Annotated in this window: 13 protein-coding genes; 5 read left to right on the forward strand and 8 right to left on the reverse strand. The window is 64.0% G+C overall.

Annotated elements, in window-relative coordinates; all coding sequences use genetic code 11:
- Positions 1-8: 8 nt before the first annotated feature.
- The 8 genes from UCMB321_RS14750 to tssB all read right to left on the reverse strand — a co-directional run bounded on the left by UCMB321_RS14750 (position 9) and on the right by tssB (position 10,664).
- Positions 9-2,015, reverse strand: a complete 2,007-nt coding sequence (locus UCMB321_RS14750) for a type VI secretion system Vgr family protein (protein WP_040067979.1) — start codon at positions 2,013-2,015, stop codon at positions 9-11.
- A 35-nt stretch (positions 2,016-2,050) separates the two neighbouring features.
- Complete coding sequence (gene tssH, locus UCMB321_RS14755; RefSeq protein WP_040067981.1) at positions 2,051-4,597, reverse strand: type VI secretion system ATPase TssH; 2,547 nt, start codon at positions 4,595-4,597, stop codon at positions 2,051-2,053.
- Position 4,598: 1 nt separating this feature from the next.
- The gene (gene tssG / locus UCMB321_RS14760) at positions 4,599-5,633 is read right to left on the reverse strand and encodes a type VI secretion system baseplate subunit TssG (protein ID WP_040067983.1); all 1,035 of its coding nucleotides are present in this window, start codon (positions 5,631-5,633) and stop codon (positions 4,599-4,601) included.
- Positions 5,597-7,396, reverse strand: coding sequence for a type VI secretion system baseplate subunit TssF (gene tssF, locus UCMB321_RS14765; RefSeq protein WP_040067986.1), 1,800 nt, complete (start codon positions 7,394-7,396; stop codon positions 5,597-5,599). The genes tssG and tssF overlap by 37 nt, the downstream gene beginning before the upstream one ends.
- Positions 7,389-7,808, reverse strand: coding sequence for a type VI secretion system baseplate subunit TssE (tssE, locus tag UCMB321_RS14770; protein ID WP_040067987.1), 420 nt, complete (start codon positions 7,806-7,808; stop codon positions 7,389-7,391). The genes tssF and tssE overlap by 8 nt, the downstream gene beginning before the upstream one ends.
- A gap of 30 nt (positions 7,809-7,838) precedes the next feature.
- On the reverse strand, positions 7,839-8,339 hold the full coding sequence (locus UCMB321_RS14775; protein ID WP_040067989.1) for an Hcp family type VI secretion system effector: 501 nt from the start codon (positions 8,337-8,339) through the stop codon (positions 7,839-7,841).
- Between the two features lie 68 nt (positions 8,340-8,407).
- On the reverse strand, positions 8,408-9,883 hold the full coding sequence (gene tssC / locus UCMB321_RS14780; protein ID WP_425338570.1) for a type VI secretion system contractile sheath large subunit: 1,476 nt from the start codon (positions 9,881-9,883) through the stop codon (positions 8,408-8,410).
- Positions 9,884-10,022: 139 nt separating this feature from the next.
- Positions 10,023-10,664, reverse strand: coding sequence for a type VI secretion system contractile sheath small subunit (tssB, locus tag UCMB321_RS14785; RefSeq protein ID WP_052451223.1), 642 nt, complete (start codon positions 10,662-10,664; stop codon positions 10,023-10,025).
- A gap of 217 nt (positions 10,665-10,881) precedes the next feature.
- Here tssB and UCMB321_RS14790 point away from each other — a divergent pair, with 217 nt between their 5' ends.
- Genes UCMB321_RS14790 through tssA form a run of 5 tightly spaced genes read left to right on the forward strand, consistent with a single transcriptional unit; the run spans position 10,882 to position 18,378 of the window.
- Positions 10,882-11,304 carry a hypothetical protein gene (locus tag UCMB321_RS14790; protein ID WP_040067991.1) on the forward strand — a complete coding sequence of 141 codons (423 nt, stop codon included), beginning with the start codon at positions 10,882-10,884 and terminating at the stop codon, positions 11,302-11,304.
- A 33-nt stretch (positions 11,305-11,337) separates the two neighbouring features.
- Positions 11,338-12,678 (forward strand): type VI secretion system baseplate subunit TssK, encoded by a 1,341-nt coding sequence (gene tssK / locus UCMB321_RS14795; RefSeq protein WP_040067994.1) that lies wholly within the window; start codon positions 11,338-11,340, stop codon positions 12,676-12,678.
- Between the two features lie 23 nt (positions 12,679-12,701).
- A complete protein-coding gene (locus tag UCMB321_RS14800) occupies positions 12,702-13,469 on the forward strand; it encodes a DotU family type IV/VI secretion system protein (RefSeq protein ID WP_052451227.1) in 768 nt (255 codons plus the stop codon).
- Positions 13,469-17,290, forward strand: coding sequence for a type VI secretion system protein (locus UCMB321_RS14805; RefSeq protein WP_040067996.1), 3,822 nt, complete (start codon positions 13,469-13,471; stop codon positions 17,288-17,290). Before UCMB321_RS14800 ends, UCMB321_RS14805 begins: the two co-directional genes overlap by 1 nt.
- Positions 17,287-18,378: a type VI secretion system protein TssA gene (tssA, locus tag UCMB321_RS14810; protein ID WP_040067998.1), complete on the forward strand. Its 1,092-nt coding sequence runs from the start codon at positions 17,287-17,289 to the stop codon at positions 18,376-18,378. Before UCMB321_RS14805 ends, tssA begins: the two co-directional genes overlap by 4 nt.
- The last annotated feature ends 122 nt before the right edge of the window (positions 18,379-18,500 follow it).

Below are 18,500 nucleotides of genomic sequence, written 5' to 3' on the forward strand. Positions count from 1 at the left end.
TGCCCTCCTCAGTTGACCTTGACCAGACCGCCCTTGATGGTCAGCATCGCCCCGCCGTCCACGGTCTGTTCGGCGCCGCCCTTGTTCATCAGGCTCACGCCGGCGTCGTTGGTCAGCGTGGTACCGGCCTTGTTTTCCAGTGAGGTCCCCGCTTTGTTGCTCAAGGACGTCCCGGCCTGGTTGCTCAGCGCCATGCCGGCCTGGGCACTGACATTGGCATCGCTTTTGGCAGTGAGATCGCCACCGCTTTGCAAGGTCAGGGTGCCGGTCACCTTGATGGTGAGGTTGCCGTCCACGGTCAGTTGGTAGTTGCCGCTCACTGTGTGGGTGTAATTGCCGCCGGTGGTATGGGTCTGGTCGCCGCCGACCTTGAGTGTACGACTGCCCTTGACGTCAAGGGTGTCGCTGCCGGTCTGCAGGGTGACCGTGCGCTTGCCCTTTTCCAGGGTGACGGTTTCGTCCCCCTCCTTGACCGTGCGCGTACGGGCGTTCTGCACCGTGAGGGTTTCGTCGTGCCCGACGGTGGCTGTGGTGTCGTTGAGCACATTGACCTTGAGGTCCTTCTGCGCCTGGAGAAAGACCTCTTCAGCATCTTTCTTGTCCTCGAAGCGCAATTCGTTGAAACCCTCGCCACCCTTGGACGACTGGGTCTTGATCCCGGATTGGGTCTGGTTGGCCGGCAGCGCATAGGGCAGCGTGTTCTCGCCGTTGTAGATACAGGCGGTGACCAGCGGACGATCCGGGTCGCCGTCGATGAAGGTCACCACCACCTCCTGGCCGATGCGCGGAATGAACTGCATGCCGAAACCCTTGCCGGTCCAACCCTGGGCGACGCGGACCCAGCACGAGCTGTTCTCGTTCTTTTCACCCTGGCGGTCCCAGGTGAACTGGACCTTTATCCGCCCGTACTCATCGGTCCAGATGTCCTCGCCGGCCTTGCCCACCACCCTGGCGGTCTGGGTATGCATGGTCGGCTTCGGGGTCAGGCGCAAGGGGCGGTAGTTGACGCTCTTGGGAATCGCCTCGAAGCGATTGCGGTAGTGTTCGTGGTTGGCGTCGTGGCTGACCGAGGTCAGCAGCCATTCGATGTTCGCCGCCTTGTCGTCGTGCCCGGTCAGGGTGAAGGTGTAGCCGGGCTGCAACCAGCGGCAATCGCTTTCACCGATCAACCGCAGGGCCTGGGTGCGCAAGGCGTCCATGCGCTGTTTGCCCAGGGCATCGCCCCGTGCCTTGGCGGTGTAGCCGCCGGGGTGCTCATAGACCGCCTTCGGCCCCGCCTCAGCTTCGGCCCTGCCGTACAGCGACGTCGTAGGGGTTACAAACTGATAGTCGGTGGCACTGTAGACGCCGGACACCGCCTGCTGGCTGAGCTGCGCCGAGCGGATGCCCTGCAACTCCCGGCTGCCGATCTGCTGGCCCAGGTAGGCGATGCTGGCGCCGTTCGGGCAGGCGACAAAGGCGCTGTTGCTGTCCGCCAGCACCAGGGTATGTCGCCCTTCGGCATGGCTGAAAAACCAGAAGATGCCCTCCTCCTCCAGCAACCGGCAGACAAAGGCGAAATCGGTTTCGCCATATTGGATACAGTATTCGCGCGGCTCGTAGCTGCCGGACAGTTTCAACTCGTAGTCGCTGAAACCATGGGCCTTGAAGATACTGGTGACGATGTCGCTGGTGGACAGGTTCTGGTACACCCGGTTGTTGCTGGCCAGGGTCAGCCACCAGAGCCAGGGGCGCAACTGCAGGCTGTAGCGTTCGGCGGTGGCGTCGGCCGGCAACTGGCGAATCTGCGCGCAGAGCCCGTCCAAGGGGCGTTTTTGCGCGTCATTATGCAAGGTCAGGGTCACATGGGAGGCCACGGCGCTGGCCATGGACAAGGTCTCGACACAGTAGCCGGTGACGGTGAGCGCCCCCAACTGATTCAGGGACTCTTCGCCGCTCAGGGATTCGGGGAACAACGGTGCCATGACCGCACCGCTCAAAGACAGCGTGGTGTTGGTATCAGTGGGACGCGGCATGGGTTTCCTTGAAGATCATCGTTGACTACCTGTGTTCATTCCAGCACCCACTGCGCCAGTTGTCCCGCCACCTGCTCCATCAGCACATGTTCCACATCCCGTGCGCCCGCCGCGCGGCAACGGGCCAGTACGGCCTGGACGATGCCGTCGTCGTAGTCGAAGCGCTTGCCGGTGGCCGCCAGGTAACGCGCCCGCAGGTTCTCCAGCTTGGCCAGGACGATTCCTTCCAGGGTCACGTCATCAAGGGCCCGGTAGGGCACCACGGTCATGCGCGCCAGAAAGGCCGGGCGAAACGCCTGTAGCAGAACATTGTGCAACTTCTGGCTGAAGGCTTCGGCGCTTTGTTGCTGGGCGGCACTGTCGAGGATCAGTTCGGCGCCCACGTTGCTGGTGGCCAGCATCACGGTGTTCTTGAAATCCACCACTAGGCCGCTGCCGTCTTCCATCAGCCCTTTGTCGAACACGTTGTAGAAGGCTTCGAGCACATCCGGATGGGCTTTTTCGATTTCGTCCAGCAACACCACGCTGTAGGGCTTGCGCCGCACCGCTTCGGTCAGCACACCGCCGCTGCCATAGCCGACGTAGCCCGGCGGCGCGCCCTTGAGCTGGCTGACGGTATGGGCTTCCTGGTATTCGGAGAGGTTGATGCTGATCAGGTTGCGCTCGCCGCCGTACAGCGCATCGGCCAGGGCATAGGCGGTTTCGGTCTTGCCCACGCCCGTGGGGCCCAGCAGCAGGAACACCCCGACCGGCTTCTGCGGGTCGGTGAGCCCGGCGCGATAGGCTTGCAAGCGTTGGGTGATGGCGCCGAGGGCGGGCCCTTGCCCCATCACCCGCTGGCCGAGACGTTCAGCCAGGGTGCGCAACGCATAGGCTTCGTCGGCGAGCACCTTGCCTTGTGGAATACCGGTCCAGCCGGCAATCACCGCCGCGACGACTTTCGAATCGACCTGTTCCGGGACCAGCGGATCGTCCTCGCGAATGGTGTTCAGGCCGCTTTCCAGGCGCACCAGTTCGATCGCCAGTTGTTCGAGGCGGTTGTCCAGCTCCTCGTCATCGCGGTTCGGATCGACCCGTTCGTTGAGCGCGAGCAGTTCACGGCGCGCCCTGAGCAACTCGGTGACCGCCTCGCGCTCCTTGTGCCAGCGGGTTTCCAGCTCGACGATTGCCTGGCGGTCCTCGTGCTCCTGCAGTTCGAGCGGCCGGATGCGCAGGTCGTGATCATGTCCGATGGCCTGCTCGCGGCGCAGGCGTTGCAGTTCGTCGAGTGTCGCCGACTGGCGGTGGCGCAGGTTCTCCAGGGCCGGCGGCACGTCATGCTGGGCCAGGGCCACTCGGGCACAGGCGGTATCGAGCACGCTGATGGCTTTGTCCGGCAGTTGCCGCCCGGAGATGTAGCGCTGGCTGAGCTTCACCGCATCCTGGATCGCTGCGTCCAGTACCTCGACGCCATGGTGCTGCTCCAGCTTGCCGGCCACGGCGCGTAACATCTGCACGGCGGTCTGCTCGTCCGGTTCCTCGACCTGGACCAGTTGGAAGCGTCGGGCCAGCGCCGGGTCTTTCTCGAAGTATTTCTTGTACTCCAGCCAGGTAGTGGCGGCCAGCGTCCGTAGTTCACCACGGGCCAGCGCCGGCTTGAGCAGGTTGGCCGCATCGCTCTGCCCTTCGGCGGCACCGGCACCGATCAGGGTATGGGCTTCGTCGATAAACAGGATGACCTTGCCGGCGGCAGTGCGTACCCCTTCGATCACCCCCTTGAGTCGCTGTTCGAATTCGCCCTTGACCCCGGCCCCGGCTTGCAGCTGTCCAAGGTCCAGTACCCGCAGGCTGACCTCCTGCAACGGCGGCGGCACATCGCCCAGGGCAATGCGCAGTGCGAGGCCCTCGACCACCGCGGTCTTGCCGACCCCGGGAGCGCCCACCAGGATCGGGTTGTTCTGCCGACGGCGCAGGAGGATATCGACACACTGGCGAATCTCCCCATCGCGACCGATGATCGGGTCGATGCGCCCCTGGCGGGCCTCCTCCGTCAGGTCCTGGGTGTATTGCTCGAGCAGGGAAGCGTCAGCGCCGCCGCCTCGCGCCGTGGTTTTTCCGGGACCGGCCGGCACGCTGGTTTCGCAGGAGTGTTCGGTCAAGGCCGCGAACCGGGTACGCAAGGGCTCCCGGGCAATACCGAGCAATGAAGGGATGCTGCCTTGCAGCAGGGCCCGGTACTCGTCACGGTCGAGCAACGCCAGCAACAGCAACCCGGAGCGTACACCGGTGGCGCCGAGCACACTGGCCTGGACCACCGCGTCCTCGATCAGCGCCAATAGCTGCTTGGACAGCGTCGGCGTGCGGGTGTTGCCGGTCTTGAACAGCTCCAGGGCCAGGTTGATTTCGGCCGCCAGGCGGTCACGCTCCAAGCCCAGGGCCGGCAACAGGCAGGCCAGGTCTCCGCCTTCGATCTCCAGCAGTTCCAGCAGCAGGTGTTCGATTTCGACAAAGTGCTGGTTGCGCTGCCAACTCCGCTGGGCGGCCCGCTCCATGGCGGCGCGACACGGGTGGTTCAAGCGTGAGATCAGCGTGGCGATTTCCATCTCAGGCACTGTCCTCCTGGTTCAGGCGCAGGTCGATCCGGAAATCCCCCGTGCGTGCTTCACGGTTCAACCAGGTGCCTCGGCCCAGCGCCGTTTGCTGCTCACGGCCAATCTTCAGTATCCCGCTGCGGGTGACGTGTACGGACACACTGCATTGCAGCTGCGCGCCGAAATAGAACGCCACCAGCGCCGCCAACTGCTGGTGGGCGTCGCGTCCCGGCATGAAGCGCTCGGCAGTTTCAGGCTCCAGCGGGCCGAGCCGGATATGAATGCCGGCATGTTCATCCCAGACCCGTGTACCGCACAACGCGTTGCGTCCCAGGCTGAGGTTACGCCCCTTGCGTCCCAGCACGCTCTGGTCGCTGCTGGCGATCTGGCGCCAGGCACCCTGGTAACCCCGCAGCTCCACGGCCAGATCGAAGTAGTGCTTGAGCAGGTTCTGAAACCCGGCCAGGGATCGCCGTCCGTTGGCCAGCAGTCCGGCCCGGGCGATCAGGGCTCTCTCCGGCAGCATCGTGGTCTGCTCCACGGTGCTCGACGACAACCCGCACAGGGCCCGCAACTGCTGATACACCGGGCTGAGTAGCGGATCCCGATAAGGCAAGGCGATGCGCTGGCGCTGCTGTACCCGATACAGCAGGCTCAACAGGCGGTGCTGGAACAGATCGAGAAACGCCACCGTGCCGTAATCGCGGTTGCGTGCCCGTTGCTGCAACCATTCCTGATAGGCATAGGGCAACGGACCGTCCGGGCCACCGAGACCGAACACCTGGGTGTGCAAGGTCAACCTGGAACGGGTCCTTTGCGCATTGTCGACCCGCCGCAGGCTGCTGATCTCGCTCGGGGCGAACTCCGGCAACAGCGGCCCGCGCAGGCGCACCACCTCTCGCTGGGGGTCGCTGCCGGTCCCCAGCGATACGGCGTTGGCCTGCTCGCGTTCCAGCACCATCAGCGCTTGCAGCAGTTCGAAATGCTGGGGAGCCTGACGCAGGAATGCGCCTAGAGAGCCAGGATCGGGTTGCTGCTCGGGCTCCATAGCTTGATCTCCTTATCGCCCTCTACCAGCAGGGTGCGAACAAAACAGTTGGCGTTGGCATACAGCGCGAAAAAGTGCGCCAGCACTCCGGAGAACAGCACCCGGCTGCTGCCGGAAAATCTTGTCGGGTCCAGTTCCAGGCGCACTTCCAGACCGTTGCGCCAGCCGCGCCAGGCATCCTTGCCGACACGGCCGACGACCCGTTCGGTACGCAGCGTGAGAATGCCGTTGATCTGCAAGCGGGCCGCGGGCTCGTCGCGCAGATTATGCACGGTGAGCATTTCCTTGAGCGCCTCCAGCGCGTGCGGCCCTTCCGTCAGCGACAGGTGATTGAGGTTCAGTTGCGAGATCAGCCGCCAGCGTGAGGCCCCTTCCAGGTCGGGCAGCGATTGTGGCGTGGGGCTCCTCAGCAGGGTAATGGTGGCCACCGGACCGCTGCGCTCGAACTTCAAGGCAGTGCCGGTCAACAGGTTTTGCGCCATGTGCCGGTTGGTGCACCAGACCTGCGCGGTAAAGGTCGCGTCCGGTGCCGCGCTGCGCGGCTGGAACTGGCTGTCCACCAGGCTCAGCATCAGGTCGGTGCCAGGCCGCGAGGGGGTGCTCGCGCTGACCCGCCTGGCATGCCAGAACAGCCCGTCCTGGCCGTCCTCGTGCTGGTAGCCATAGTACGACGGCACGCGCTGGAAACCGGCGGAGGTCGTGGCCACCAGCTTGCGGATGCTGTGGATTTCGACACTGTTGTCGCGGTGCGAATCGGCCACCAGGCGATATTCGCTTTGCGTGCCGTCCGGGCGCAGGGTTTCGGCGGTACGGGGAAACAGGTTGATCACCGGCGTGCAACCCAGGGCGATGTCCTCGCGTTGCAGGCTGATACGGCTTTCCGGCGTACGGTCGAAGGCGATGTAGACCTCGAGCAGATCCGTGGCCTGCGGCGGGATTTTCAGCGCAAGATCGAAAAAGGCGAACTTCTCCGGGAAGGCAAAATACTCCACCAACAGGCGCAGCCCGGGGTGCACGCCGTCTTCCTCCGGCAACAGCCGCTCGGCATCGTCATAGCCGACCGGCAAAGGCCGGGCACCGAGTGCTTGTCCGGGGCTACCAGGAATACCGCAGACAACATCCAGGCTATGGGCCGCCAACAGATCATAGAGCCGGGCGCGATTGACCGCCGGCCCCGCCAGGTGAATACGCAAGGTCTGGATCGGCAATTCGGACCAGGGCTTTTCACCGTTGCATTTCAAGGTCAGCCGCAACGCTGCCTCGGCATTGGCGATCCTGGTCACCGTCTGCGCGGCGCTGCCTTCGAGCAGGCTGACCTCCTGCACTTCCACCGGCCACAGGGTGACCTCGGCGCAGGTACGGAAATACAGGCTGTCGAGCTGTTCCTTCTCCGGGGCCTTGAACACTTGCGTATCACGCGGCAGCCGGTAGCCGGCGGCGAGACTGCCCTTGGTCGGGTCCGGCCCGAACTGCACGATGGCGCAGGAAGGCATCGGTCGCAACGCCATCGGGTACAACTGTTCCAGCAGGGCGTCGCTGAATTCGGAGTAGCCGTCGTCGAGCCGCCGTTGCAGGCGCGCGGCGAGCAAGGCGAAACTTTCGATCAGGCGTTCGACATGGGGGTCCTGGGAGCCATTGGAAGATAGCTTCAGGCTGTTGGCCAAGGTGGGATGGTTGTCGGCAAAGTCGCTGCCGGCGCGGTACAGCCAGGTCAGCTCGCGCTGGTAGTAATCCAGCAGTCGGGCATCAATCGAATCACTCATGCCTGACCTCGAAACCACCCTCACCCAGGTCCAGGACGAACGACATGTTCGGGGCGCAATCCTGGCCCCGGACATACCCGTTCACCCGTACCGTCATGCGTGTACGTTGTCCCGGCAGCGCCTGTACGTCGACATCCTCCAGCGCCAGGCGCGGCTCGAAGCGGGTGATGGCCCCGCGGATATCGCGGATCAATACCCGGTGATCCTCTTCGCGGTCGGCATACAGGATGCTCCAGTCGCTCATCCCGTAGTCGATGATGCTCGCGTCGAACCCGTGAGCCCGTTCGGTGCGTCGGGTATTGAGCAGGCGCTCCAGCTCCAGGCGAATGGACTCGACGATCCGCAGCGGATCACCGGCATCGAAGTGAGCCTCCGTGTCCCCCGCGAGGAGGTCGAACAACGCAACACGCATGACAATCTCCAGCCGGATGAAAACAGGCGATCAACCCTTGATGAGTTTGTTCGCCGCCAGGTCCCAGGTGGAGGCCGCGGTGCCTTCCTTGGTGCCATCGTCTTTCTGCGCGGTCAATTCCCATTTGATCTTGGTGAAGTTCAGCGACAGGGTTTCCACCGGCTTGCCGCCGGTGCCGCCGCTGACACTGACGTTGGAGACCACCGCGTTGGTCAAGGTGTAGACAATGAACGGCATCAACTGGCCGCTGCTCTCGGCGGCGTTGCGGCCGACAGTGACCTTGACCTCGGCAATCGGCTTGCCGGCGCAGCAGTACTCATTGATGCTCGGGGTGGCGGAGTCGATGAATTTGGTCAGGGTGAACTCACCGATATGCGGCTTGCCGGAGGTGCGCTCCGAGTTGCTGACGTCGTTGGTGACTTGCATGGCCACGTTGTGGCTGTAGGACATGACTTCGATCTTGTCGGCGTAGCCTTCCAGCAGGGAGTCGCCTTTGATCGTAGAGCCCAGGTCAAGAATAATCGCATCCATCGGGTGTCATTCCTTGCACGGCTGAAAAGGGAAGGCCCGCCGGGCCACGGCGGGCGGCATGGGCTGGATCAGGCGGCGGCCGGCGCCGGCAACGCGGCGACCAGGCGGATCGAAGCGGTCAGCTCTTCCAGCTGGAAGTGCGGCCGCAAGAACACCGTGGCGCTGTAGCTGCCGGGACGTCCGGGCACGTCGCTGACATCGACCCGGGCTTCACGCAGCGGGTACTGCGCCTTGATTTCCTGGGGCGCGTTGTCGTTGATCAGCACGTAGTCGGCGATCCAGTTGTTGAGGTAGGTCTGCACGTTGTCGCGGGTGGCGAAGCTGCCGACCTTGTCGCGCAAGATCACCTTCAGGTAATGGGCAAAACGCGAGGCGGCCAGGATGTACGGCAGCAGGCCGGAGATCCGTGCGTTCGCGTTGGCCTCGAAGGTGTTGTAGGTCTGCGGCTTGTTGGTGGTCTGGCCACCGAAAAAGACCGCGACATTGCTGTTCTTGCGATGGCACAAGGCAATGAAGCCCAGCGAGTCGAGTTCCTTTTCCCGGCGATCGGTGATCGCCACTTCGGTCGGGCACTTGATCGCCAGGTCACCGGCCAGGGTATTGAACTGGTACACCGGCAGGCCGCTGACCGTACCGCCGCCTTCCGGCCCGCGAATCGCCGCACACCAACGGTATTGCGCAAACGCGTCGGTGATGCGCTGGGTCAGCAGCCAGGCGGCATTGCCCCAGAGGAATTTCTGCGAATCGGGATCGATGACTTTCTTGGCGTCGGTAGCGTCGGCCGCAGCCGTCGCCGTTGCAGGCGTCGCGGGGGTGGTGCTGACGTCCTCGACAAAGGTCGACATGCCCGGCACCGGGTTATTCACCGGATCGTACGGCAGGCGCGACAGGTAATGCGGCAGGACCATCGAGACATACCGCGAGTCCTCGGTCTTGCGGTACGCGTTCCATTCGATCAGCGCGCCGCTTTCGAAGACCTTGGCCAGGTCACGCGGCACGCCCAGGTCGGCGAAGGACTTGAGATCGAACAGCCCGGGGCTGGCGGCGGTGATCAGTGGCGCATGAGCCGCCGCCGCAACGTTCGACAGGTTGGTGATCATCTTGATATCGATGCTGCTGCGACCGAACTCGTAGTCCCCCATCAGCACGCTGAACGGACTGCCGCCGAAGGTGCCGTATTCTTCCTCGTAGACCTTCTTGAACAGCACGCTCTGGTCGAACTCGATGGCCTTTTCCAAGTCCAGGCGCAGCTCTTCCTTGGTGACGTTGAACAGGCGCAGCTTCAGGGACTCGCCGGTTTCGGTGTTCATCACCAACTGGTGCAGGCCACGCCAGGACGCTTCCAGGGCCTGGAACGACGGGTCGTGCAGCACCAGGTTGAGCTGGGCGTTGATCTGCCGGTCGAGGTCGGCGATGCGCTGGCTGATGGTGATCAGCATGTTATCGCTGGCCTCGACTTTCTTCTCGCTCACTTCGCCGGCGAAGACGCTGAGCATCTGCTGCGCATACTTCTTCTGGGCCTGGTCCTCGGCCCCCCGGATCATCGCGTCGACGATGGTCTCGAGCAAAGGTGTCTGAGGTGTCTGGTCGGCCGCCGGGGCGTTCGCGGTCGTGGTGGTGGTGGTGCTCGTCGAAGTACTGTCATTTGGCATCGCGGTTCCTCCATGAAGGGGCGCGGATCAACTAGGGTTTAGGTTCGACAGGTGGCACGGGGTCCACGGACGGGGCGGGATCCACGACGGGGGCCGCGGGCGTCACGACAGGGTCGGTCTTGACCGGATCCACGCTGGCGACGGGGTCGTTCGCCGGTGGGGCCAGGGCCTTTTGCAGGTCGGCCTGGAACGCCAGGACCGCCGTGTCATCGTGCAAGCTGGCGATGAGACTCTTGTCCAGTTCGTCGTTGCCATCGAGCTTGATCAGCAGATCCTGCAGCTTCTGGCGCTTGTCGTAGAGGTCCTTCAGGCCATCGATCTGGGCAACGATATTTTCCGGGCTGAAGTCTTCGAAACTCTTGAAGGACAACTCGACCGAGAGGTTGCCTTTCCCGCCATCGAGGACGTTCGGTACGCTGAACTTCTGCTGGGGGTTGATCCGGCTCAATACCGTATCGAAGCTGTCCCGGTCGATGTCGACAAAACCGCGCGTGGTCAGCGGGTCGGGTTTGTTCGGCTGGTTGTTGCCGGAGAGGTCGGACAGGATGCCCACCACCAGCGGCAGCTCTTCCTTCGTGAAGGCGTCGCCGATTTCAACGTCATAAGTGATTTGTACGCGCGGGGGGCGGTTACGACCCAAATACTTCTGCTTGCTTTCCTGATCAGCGGCCATGCCCTTCTCCTTCTGGCGCGCCAACCGAACGGCAACGCGCTCCTGGTGGTGGAAACCTTTTCCGACAGCCTGAGTACGAATTTTCCGTAGGAAGATCGACTGTCCAAAACCTTAGAAGAGGTCTATAAGACAAGCAAGAAATATCTGGCAAAACCTGAATTTGAATCCTATGAAACGAATTAAGTTCCTCGGCAGTTGCTGCGCGCTAGCTTTTTTCATGATGTTTCAGATAAGTGGTTGCAGCCTCTTCGCGCCCACGGTTTCGCTGCAAAAAGTCACAGTCGATGTCGAGCCCAAGGCCAACAGCAATACACCGCTGGCGCTGGATTTCGTCGCCGTCGCCGACCCGCAACTGCTGGAGCGTCTCAAGGGCACGCCGGCGAACCAGTGGTTCGCCCAGCGTGAGCAGTTGCGTCGCGACTTCCCGCAGGGTTTGAATGTGTGGAGCCTGGAGGTGGTTCCCGGGCAATTGGTGACGTTCGCGAACAATCCCCTGCAAGGTGAAAAGGCCCAAGGTGTCTTGTTGTTCGCCGGCTACAGCACCTCGGGCGCACACCGCTTGCTGCTCGACAAGCAACCGGATATCTGGCTCAAGGTCGGCGCCCGCGAGATGCGCCTGCTCGATGCCCAAGGCCAGTAAAACCCGTATTCCAGGAAGGCTCAGGAGTAAAGGATGCGCGCTATACCGGATGTGGTACCGGATGCGATCTGTTGGAGTGAAGGCATGCATCTGCTTCCACAGCATTTCCAGTTGCAGAACTTGCGTGCCGAGGGCCTGAGTGCTCGGCTCGCGGCCAATGCCCGGCCCTGGTACTGGGGGGTACAGAACCTCGAGCAACAGGTATCGGACAGCGGCGAAATCACGGTCAAGGCCCTGGACGCGGTGATGCCCGATGGCCTGGTGGTCAATCTCGACCCGCTCAAGGACAAGGACCAGTACCCTCTCCAACTCAAGGTCAAGCCTGAGGACTTCCACGACCAGACCACCCTGATGGTCTACCTGGCGGTGGATCCGCTGTGGCGCGCCGGCTTGCTGGGCGAAGTCAGCGGGCGTCTGCGTTCGCTGGACGTCGACGCCGTGGACCTGAGCGACCGGGAAAACCCGAGGGTCGAAACCGTGACGGCCTGGCGACCGATCCTGCGCCTGGTCACCAGCGACCGTCGTTCCGACTCCGTGTGCCTGCCGCTGTTCAAGATCAGCAACTCCGGCGGTGTCTTCAGCCAGCTGGACTATGTGCCGCCCTGCCCCGTCCTGGATGCCGAGTCGCTGATCGGCAAGCGGATCAGTGCCCTGTGCGCGCTGGCCCGCAGCAAATGCGAGTTCCTCAGCGGCCGTTGGCGTCAGGCGCAGGAGGCCGGCAAGACCCTGGAGAGTGCCGAACTGCGGGCACAGTTGGTGGCCATCTGGGCTCGCCTGCCGGAATTGCAGGCGATGCTGGAGACCGGGATCGCCTCACCCGCCGACCTGTTCCTGCAATTGAACGGTTTTGCCGGCGCGCTGTACGGGCTTCAGCCGGAGCTGGCGGTGCCGGCCTTCGGCCCGCTGAAATTCGACGATCTGCTGTCGGGATTCAGCCCCGTGCTGGACTGGATCGAGGCGCAGTTGGGCAACATTCGCGCCAGCTACAGCCGGCGCAGTTTCGAATACAAGGGCAAGTATTTCGCCATCGAGCTGAAGGACCAGCAGACGCCGGTCCAGCAACTGGTGATCGGCCTGCGCATGTCGTCCGGCGCCAGCCCACAGGCGGCCGCGGACTGGCTGGAGAACGCGTTCAGGGCTTCGCAGCCGCAGTTGCCGGGCCTGGTCAAGCAGCGTTCCCAGGGCCTGGCGTACAGCGTGCTGGGGCGCAACGAACAAGTGGCCTATGGCGTCGCCGAGGACATTCGCCTGTTCAGCCTGCAGGCCAGTGGCGGGTGCTTCGATCCCCAGGCCTACCTGTGCCTGTACATGCCACCGGGTAGCGAATGGCGCGATCCTGTTGAGATACTGATGTTCGACGCCACGCGGGACTGAACCTGATCAGGGATTGATGAGCGATGTTGGATAATGACCCACTAGCGGCGTTCGACACCTTCGAGGCGGCACCTCTGAGCAGAGCCTTCAACCGGGCCTGGAATGAATGGCTGGTGTTCTGGCAAGCCTTGCCGCATACCACCGAGGCCAAGGTGCAGGTCGCGCAGGTGGCCGAGCAAGTCAGCCAGATTGCCCGACGGCTATGGCGCAGCACCTTCGCAGCCGTCGGTGATGCCCAGGGCCAGCAAGCCAAGGCGACGCTCTTCGCCTTCGTCGGCCTGGTCGACGAACACCTGCTGTTCGAAGACTGGCCGGGGCAATCCGCCTGGCAGGAGCGGCCCATGGAAGCCCGCCTGTTCGGCAGTCGCTCGGCGGGCGACCGGATTCCGGTCGCGATCAAGAAGCTCCTGGAAACCCGCGATCCGGCCCTGCGCGACCTGGGCAGCGTCTACCTCTACTGCCTGATCCTCGGCTTCCAGGGCCGACTGCGCAACGGCAGCGGTCCGGCCCTGCACGAAAAATGGCGGCGCAGCCTGTTCACCTTCATTCGTCAACGCAGTGCCAGCGCCAACGATATCGCCGTGCAACTGCAGCGCCCGAGTGCCCTCGCACCGCAACAGCTACCCGTACGCCGCAGCCTGCCCGACGGTTACCGACTGGGTCTGGTGCTGGGGCTGGGATTCCTGTTGTTGCTCGGCATCAGCCAGTTGTTCTGGTGGAACATTCAATACCGGGTACAGCCCGGTCTTGATCAGGATCGACAAACACTGGCCGCGGAGCTCAAGCGCTGATGGCTTACCTGGGTGAAATTCTCGCCGCCCTGCTCCTGCTGGTGTTGCTGGCGACGCTGTTGTGGAAGTATTCCGCGCGCCTGAACGGTGCCAATCGCGCCTTCTATGCCGCGGTGAACGAGTGGGAGCAGGCGCTGGGCGTGCACGACCGCTATGAGACGCCCTGGCTGCTGATGCTCGGCGATACGCCGCAGCTCGAGGCTCTGCTCAGTGGCTGGGGGCTGACCGGCACGGCGCAACCGGCCTGGTTCGGGCGTTGGTGGTACGGCCCCGACGGCGCGGTGCTGGTGGTGCCCCCGGCCTTGTTCAGCCATGGCGAGCGTGCCAGCGTGCAACTCAAGCTCTGGCGCCAGCTGCTGGAACTGTTGTTGCAGGCCCGGGCCAATCGGCCGGCGGACGGCATCATCTGGCTGTGCGACCTGGAGCAACTGGCGCCCGATCAGGATAGCGCCGCGGCCGGCCTCGCGGCCCGGCGCAAGTTCGTCGATGTACAACAGCGTCTCGGCCTGAGCCTGCCGGTCTACATGCTGCTGAGCGGTTTCGAGAGCCTGCCCGGCAGCGCCGCGTTGCTGGAGGTGTTGCCGACGGCGGCGAAGGATGCGCCCTTTGGCTGGACCTCCCCCTACACGGCGCAAACCCCTTGGCATCCGGACTGGATCAACCAGGGGCTGGGTCAGGTCGAACAGACCCTGGCCGACCTGCTGGTGGAAATCGGCACGCTGCGCGGCCAGGTGGCCGCCGACCTGTACTTGCTGCCTCGACAGTTGCAAGGCTTGCATGACCCGCTGCGGTCCTTGTGCGATCCGGTGTTCCAGGCCAATGCCATGGGTGAGGCGCCACGTTTGCGTGGCCTGTACTTCAACGCCCAGGCCAGTCCCGCTGCCGCGTCCGCCGATGCCGACCCTTTCGCCGAAGGTGCGGCGCCGCCCCCCGCACCGCCGCTGTTCAGCCCACGCCTGTGGCGGCAACGGATCATCGCCGAACAAGGGCTGGCGCAGCCGGTCGCTCGCATCCTGCAATTGCGCCAACGCTGGCAGCGCATGGTGGCAATGGCCGTGGGTGTGATCGGGCTGGTCTGGGTGATCGGCATGCTCTGGGTCTGGCACGAGCGTAGCGATGCCGCGACGCAGTTGAGCGGTCTGCTCCACGACGACCAGGTGCACAACCCCGTGACCGTCGACGATGACGCCGGGCGCGAGCGCATCGCCAGTTTCTGGCGCCTGCTCCAGACCGCGCCACGCTGGCACATGCGCACGTCGATCCTGCCGGGTTCCTGGTTTTCCGCGTTGGACCGGCAACTGGCGCAGGAACTCCGCGCCCGGGCCCGTGGGCAGTTGTTCGCGCCGCTCAAGGGCAAACTGCAGGACGAACTCAATAGCTTGATCACGCCCCGCGCGGCGATGCGTCCCCGCGCCGGCAGCAGCAACAACGAAGAAGCCTACCGCCAAGCCATGCAGGTGCTCGACCAGGCCCTGGCGGTGGAGCGCCACAACAAACGCTTCGCCCAGAGCCTGCAAGGCGACCAGCGCCCGCTGGACGACACCATCGCCCTGGCCAACGAGTTGTTCGGGTTCAATTTCCAGACCAAGGGCCTGCCGTTGGGCGACGACTACAACAAGCTGCTGGCCACGGCAGAGGTGCCGTTGGCCACTCCCTTGCAACTGGATCCGCTCAAGCCGCAGATTGCCACGCGCTATGTCGATGCCATGCGGTTATGGCTCGACAGCCTGTTCGCCAGTTCCGACTTCAGCACCACGGCCGGCGCCGTCAACAGTCAATTGCGAGCGCTACAGGGCGGCCAGCGCAACAGCCTTGCCGAGCTTGAAGAGCTGGACGCCTCCATCGCCCAACTGCGCCAGTTGCTGGCCCTGACCAATGCGGCCTGGAGCCAGGGCAACGGCGCGCAGTTGGCACCCGGTTATCAGGAAGGACTCGAAAAGGCCCGGCAAAGTGCATTGATCGGCACGGGTGCCGTCGACCAGGTCGAGCGCTATGCCGAGACTTCCAAACGGACCTTCCACGACCGCTGGCTGGAACAGGGGGACGAAGACCAGGGTATTTTGCGGCTACAAAGCAGCGGTGGCCTGGAGCTGCAAGCCAACGTCGACAAGCTCGGGCAGGCGCTCACGGCGCTGCTGCACCAGGATTTCAGCCAGGTGGCGCTGAACCAGGGCGATGATGCGCCGATGAGCGGCCAGGGGCTGCACGAGCTGGACAGCGCCAAGCTCGACGCGGCGCTGCACTATCACGACAGCTATCAACTCTGGCTGCAACAGAGCGTGGCGGAACTGCCCGCGCCCTACCGCAAGGCCCTGATCAGCGGCGCCCGCTCGGCGACCACCGACGCCATGTGGCAAAGCCTGAACAGCGTCTCCAGCGTGGGCGGCAGCAAGCCCCTGGGCGTCGATCGCAGCACCACGTTCAATCTGCCCGCCGACAAGGCCCTGCAAGTGCTGCAAGTGTTCAGCGATATTGGCGATGCTCGCCAGACCGAGGCGCTACGCCAGGAGTTGAATACCCGGGCACTGAACGATCTGCATCGCGCCATGGCCGAGATCGATGCCCTGCCGCTGTTCCGCCAGCCCATCAACTTCAGCCAATGGGACGGCACCCGCAACCTGTCGCTGCGCAGCTTCCGGGAAAGCGATCCGCAGGCCCTGAAACTGGACTTGAGCCGGCAGTTCACCCTGATCGGCGATTCGTTGAGCACCGCGCGCCCGGCCATCGAATGGCTCGATCAACAGCGTGATCGGCTGTCACCCAGCGATGACGAGACCCTCGACAGTTTTGTCGACATGAGTGCCGAGCTCAAGAAGTACAACGACCAGAATCCGGCCAGCTCGCCCATGCAGTACCAGCAGATGGTCCTGCGCGACTTCAACGACATGGACCTGGGCAACTGCGCCAAGACCCTCTCGGATACGATCCTGCCGCTGGGCCGGGGCAATATCGCGATGCTTGCCCGCGGCGCCCATGACCAGGCGCGGCAACGTTGCAACAACTTGCAGAATTACGCCGCCGCGGTGGCCTGGAAGCGCCTGGGCGATTACTTCACCACCTACCTGGCCGGGCGCTTTCCGTTCAGCCGCGACGACACGCTGATCGACGCCAACCCCGACCGGGTCCGCGAATTCCTCGATCTGATCGACAAGAACCTGCCCAACGCGTTCAGCGGCCTGGAGAACAACCGTTCGGCGCAATCGTCGGCGGCGGCCGAGTTCCTGTTCAATCTGCAGAATGCCCGGGCCTGGCTCGGACCGCTGTTGCTGCGTGACAAGGACGGCGTGCGCGGCCTGGACCTGGAGGTGCGTTGGCGTACCGACCGCGAGGAAGAACGTGGCGCCGACCAGGTGATCGACTGGAGCCTGGCCACCGGATCGCGGGAAGTCGGCTATCCGGCGGAAAACCTCAGCCACGCCAATTGGACCGTCGGCGAACCGGTCCGCCTGGCCCTGCGCTGGGCCAAGGGCAGCAGCCAACGGCCCTTGGACGATCCGAAACAACCGGCGCTGGCCGTGGCCGACCTGCAAGCCAGTTGGTCATACGAAGGCGCCTGGGCCCTGTTGCGCTTTATCCACGCCAACCAGGCCGGCAATCACTTCGCGACCCAGGACGAGAGTGACCGGCCGCTGGCGCTGCAACTGCCTCTGCGCTCGCCCCTGCCCGGTAATGCCAACGCGCTGATGTTCCTGCGCTTGTCGCTCAAGGCGGTCGGCGGCAAGCAGCCGCTGATCCTGAGTGCCTTGCCGACTCGTGTCCCGGCCTCGCCCTACGGGTCGGTGTTCCCGTTGCCAGTGGCCAGTACCGAGGGCCAGCCATGACCATCGACACCTCCTCCCTCGATCAACTGCGCCTGCGCTTGCCGGGCCTGATCGATCCTTTGCCCGGTGCCGACCCGGCCGGCGTCAGCCTGCGCGAGGCGCCCGAGATGGACCTGTTGCGCGAGGCCCGCCGCGAAGACGATGCCAGCTTGCCCACGGGGATCTGGCAGACCGACCTCAAGCGCGCGGACTGGGCCCGGGTGGAAACCCTGGCCAGCGAGTTGCTGACCCGGCGCAGCAAGGACCTGCTGGTGGCGACCTGGCTCGGAGAAGCCTGGTTACAGCGTTATCAATTGCCCGGATTGTGCGTGGCGCTGGAACTGCTGGTGGGCCTCTGCGAGCGTTATGGACCGGCACTCCATCCCCGTGCGCAGGGTGACGACGCCAGTTGGCTGGCACCGCCACTGGCCTTGCTGGTTCGTCAGTACAGCCTGTTGCTGAATATCCGCCTGCCCCTGCTGGGTACTGCGGCGCGCGGATTCGAGAACCTGACACTGGAACAGTGGATGCGCGCGCAGAAACAGGCGCTGAACAAAAGCGAGGAGCGCAAGGCCAAGGCCTTGGCGCAGGAGTCGCAGGACCTGCTGAGGGACTGGCGCGAGGCGCTCCTGCGGGTTCCCGTCGGCCAGCTCGACGCCCGCTTGCAGTTGTTCAATGCCTGTTTGCAGAGTGTTGAGCAGTTGAACCGCTGGTGCGACAGCCAACTGGGTGGCGAAGCCCCGAGCTTTGCCGCCTTGCAAAATATACTCGATCTACACGTTCACGCTTTACGGGAGTTTATCGCCATGCACCCGGAGCCGCTGCCTGTACCGGTCAGCCTGCCTGTCGAACCGACGGTCGAGGAGCCTGCCGCCGTCACGACGGCAGCCGTGCCGCTGTCGTTGCCGGAGTCACGCCAGGCCGCCTACCGACAGTTGAAGGTCATTTCCGACTACCTGAAACGCGTGGAGCCCCACAGCCCGGTGCCCTACCTGATCAACCGCGCGGTCGATTGGGGCAACATGGAGCTGCCCGAGCTGCTGGGCGAGCTGATCAAGGCCGACCCCGATATCCAGCGGATCTGGAGGTTGCTCGGGGTCTTGCCTTAAAGGGTGAAGGGTATATACCGCCTGGCGCGGTCACTGTAGGAGCGCCGGTCGACGCTCGATTGCCAGCGATGAGGCCCTCGAGTCTTGCGGTGCCCATGCGATCGCCATCGCCAGCAAGCCGG

The organism is Pseudomonas batumici, from assembly GCF_000820515.1.
Lineage (GTDB): Bacteria > Pseudomonadota > Gammaproteobacteria > Pseudomonadales > Pseudomonadaceae > Aquipseudomonas > Aquipseudomonas batumici.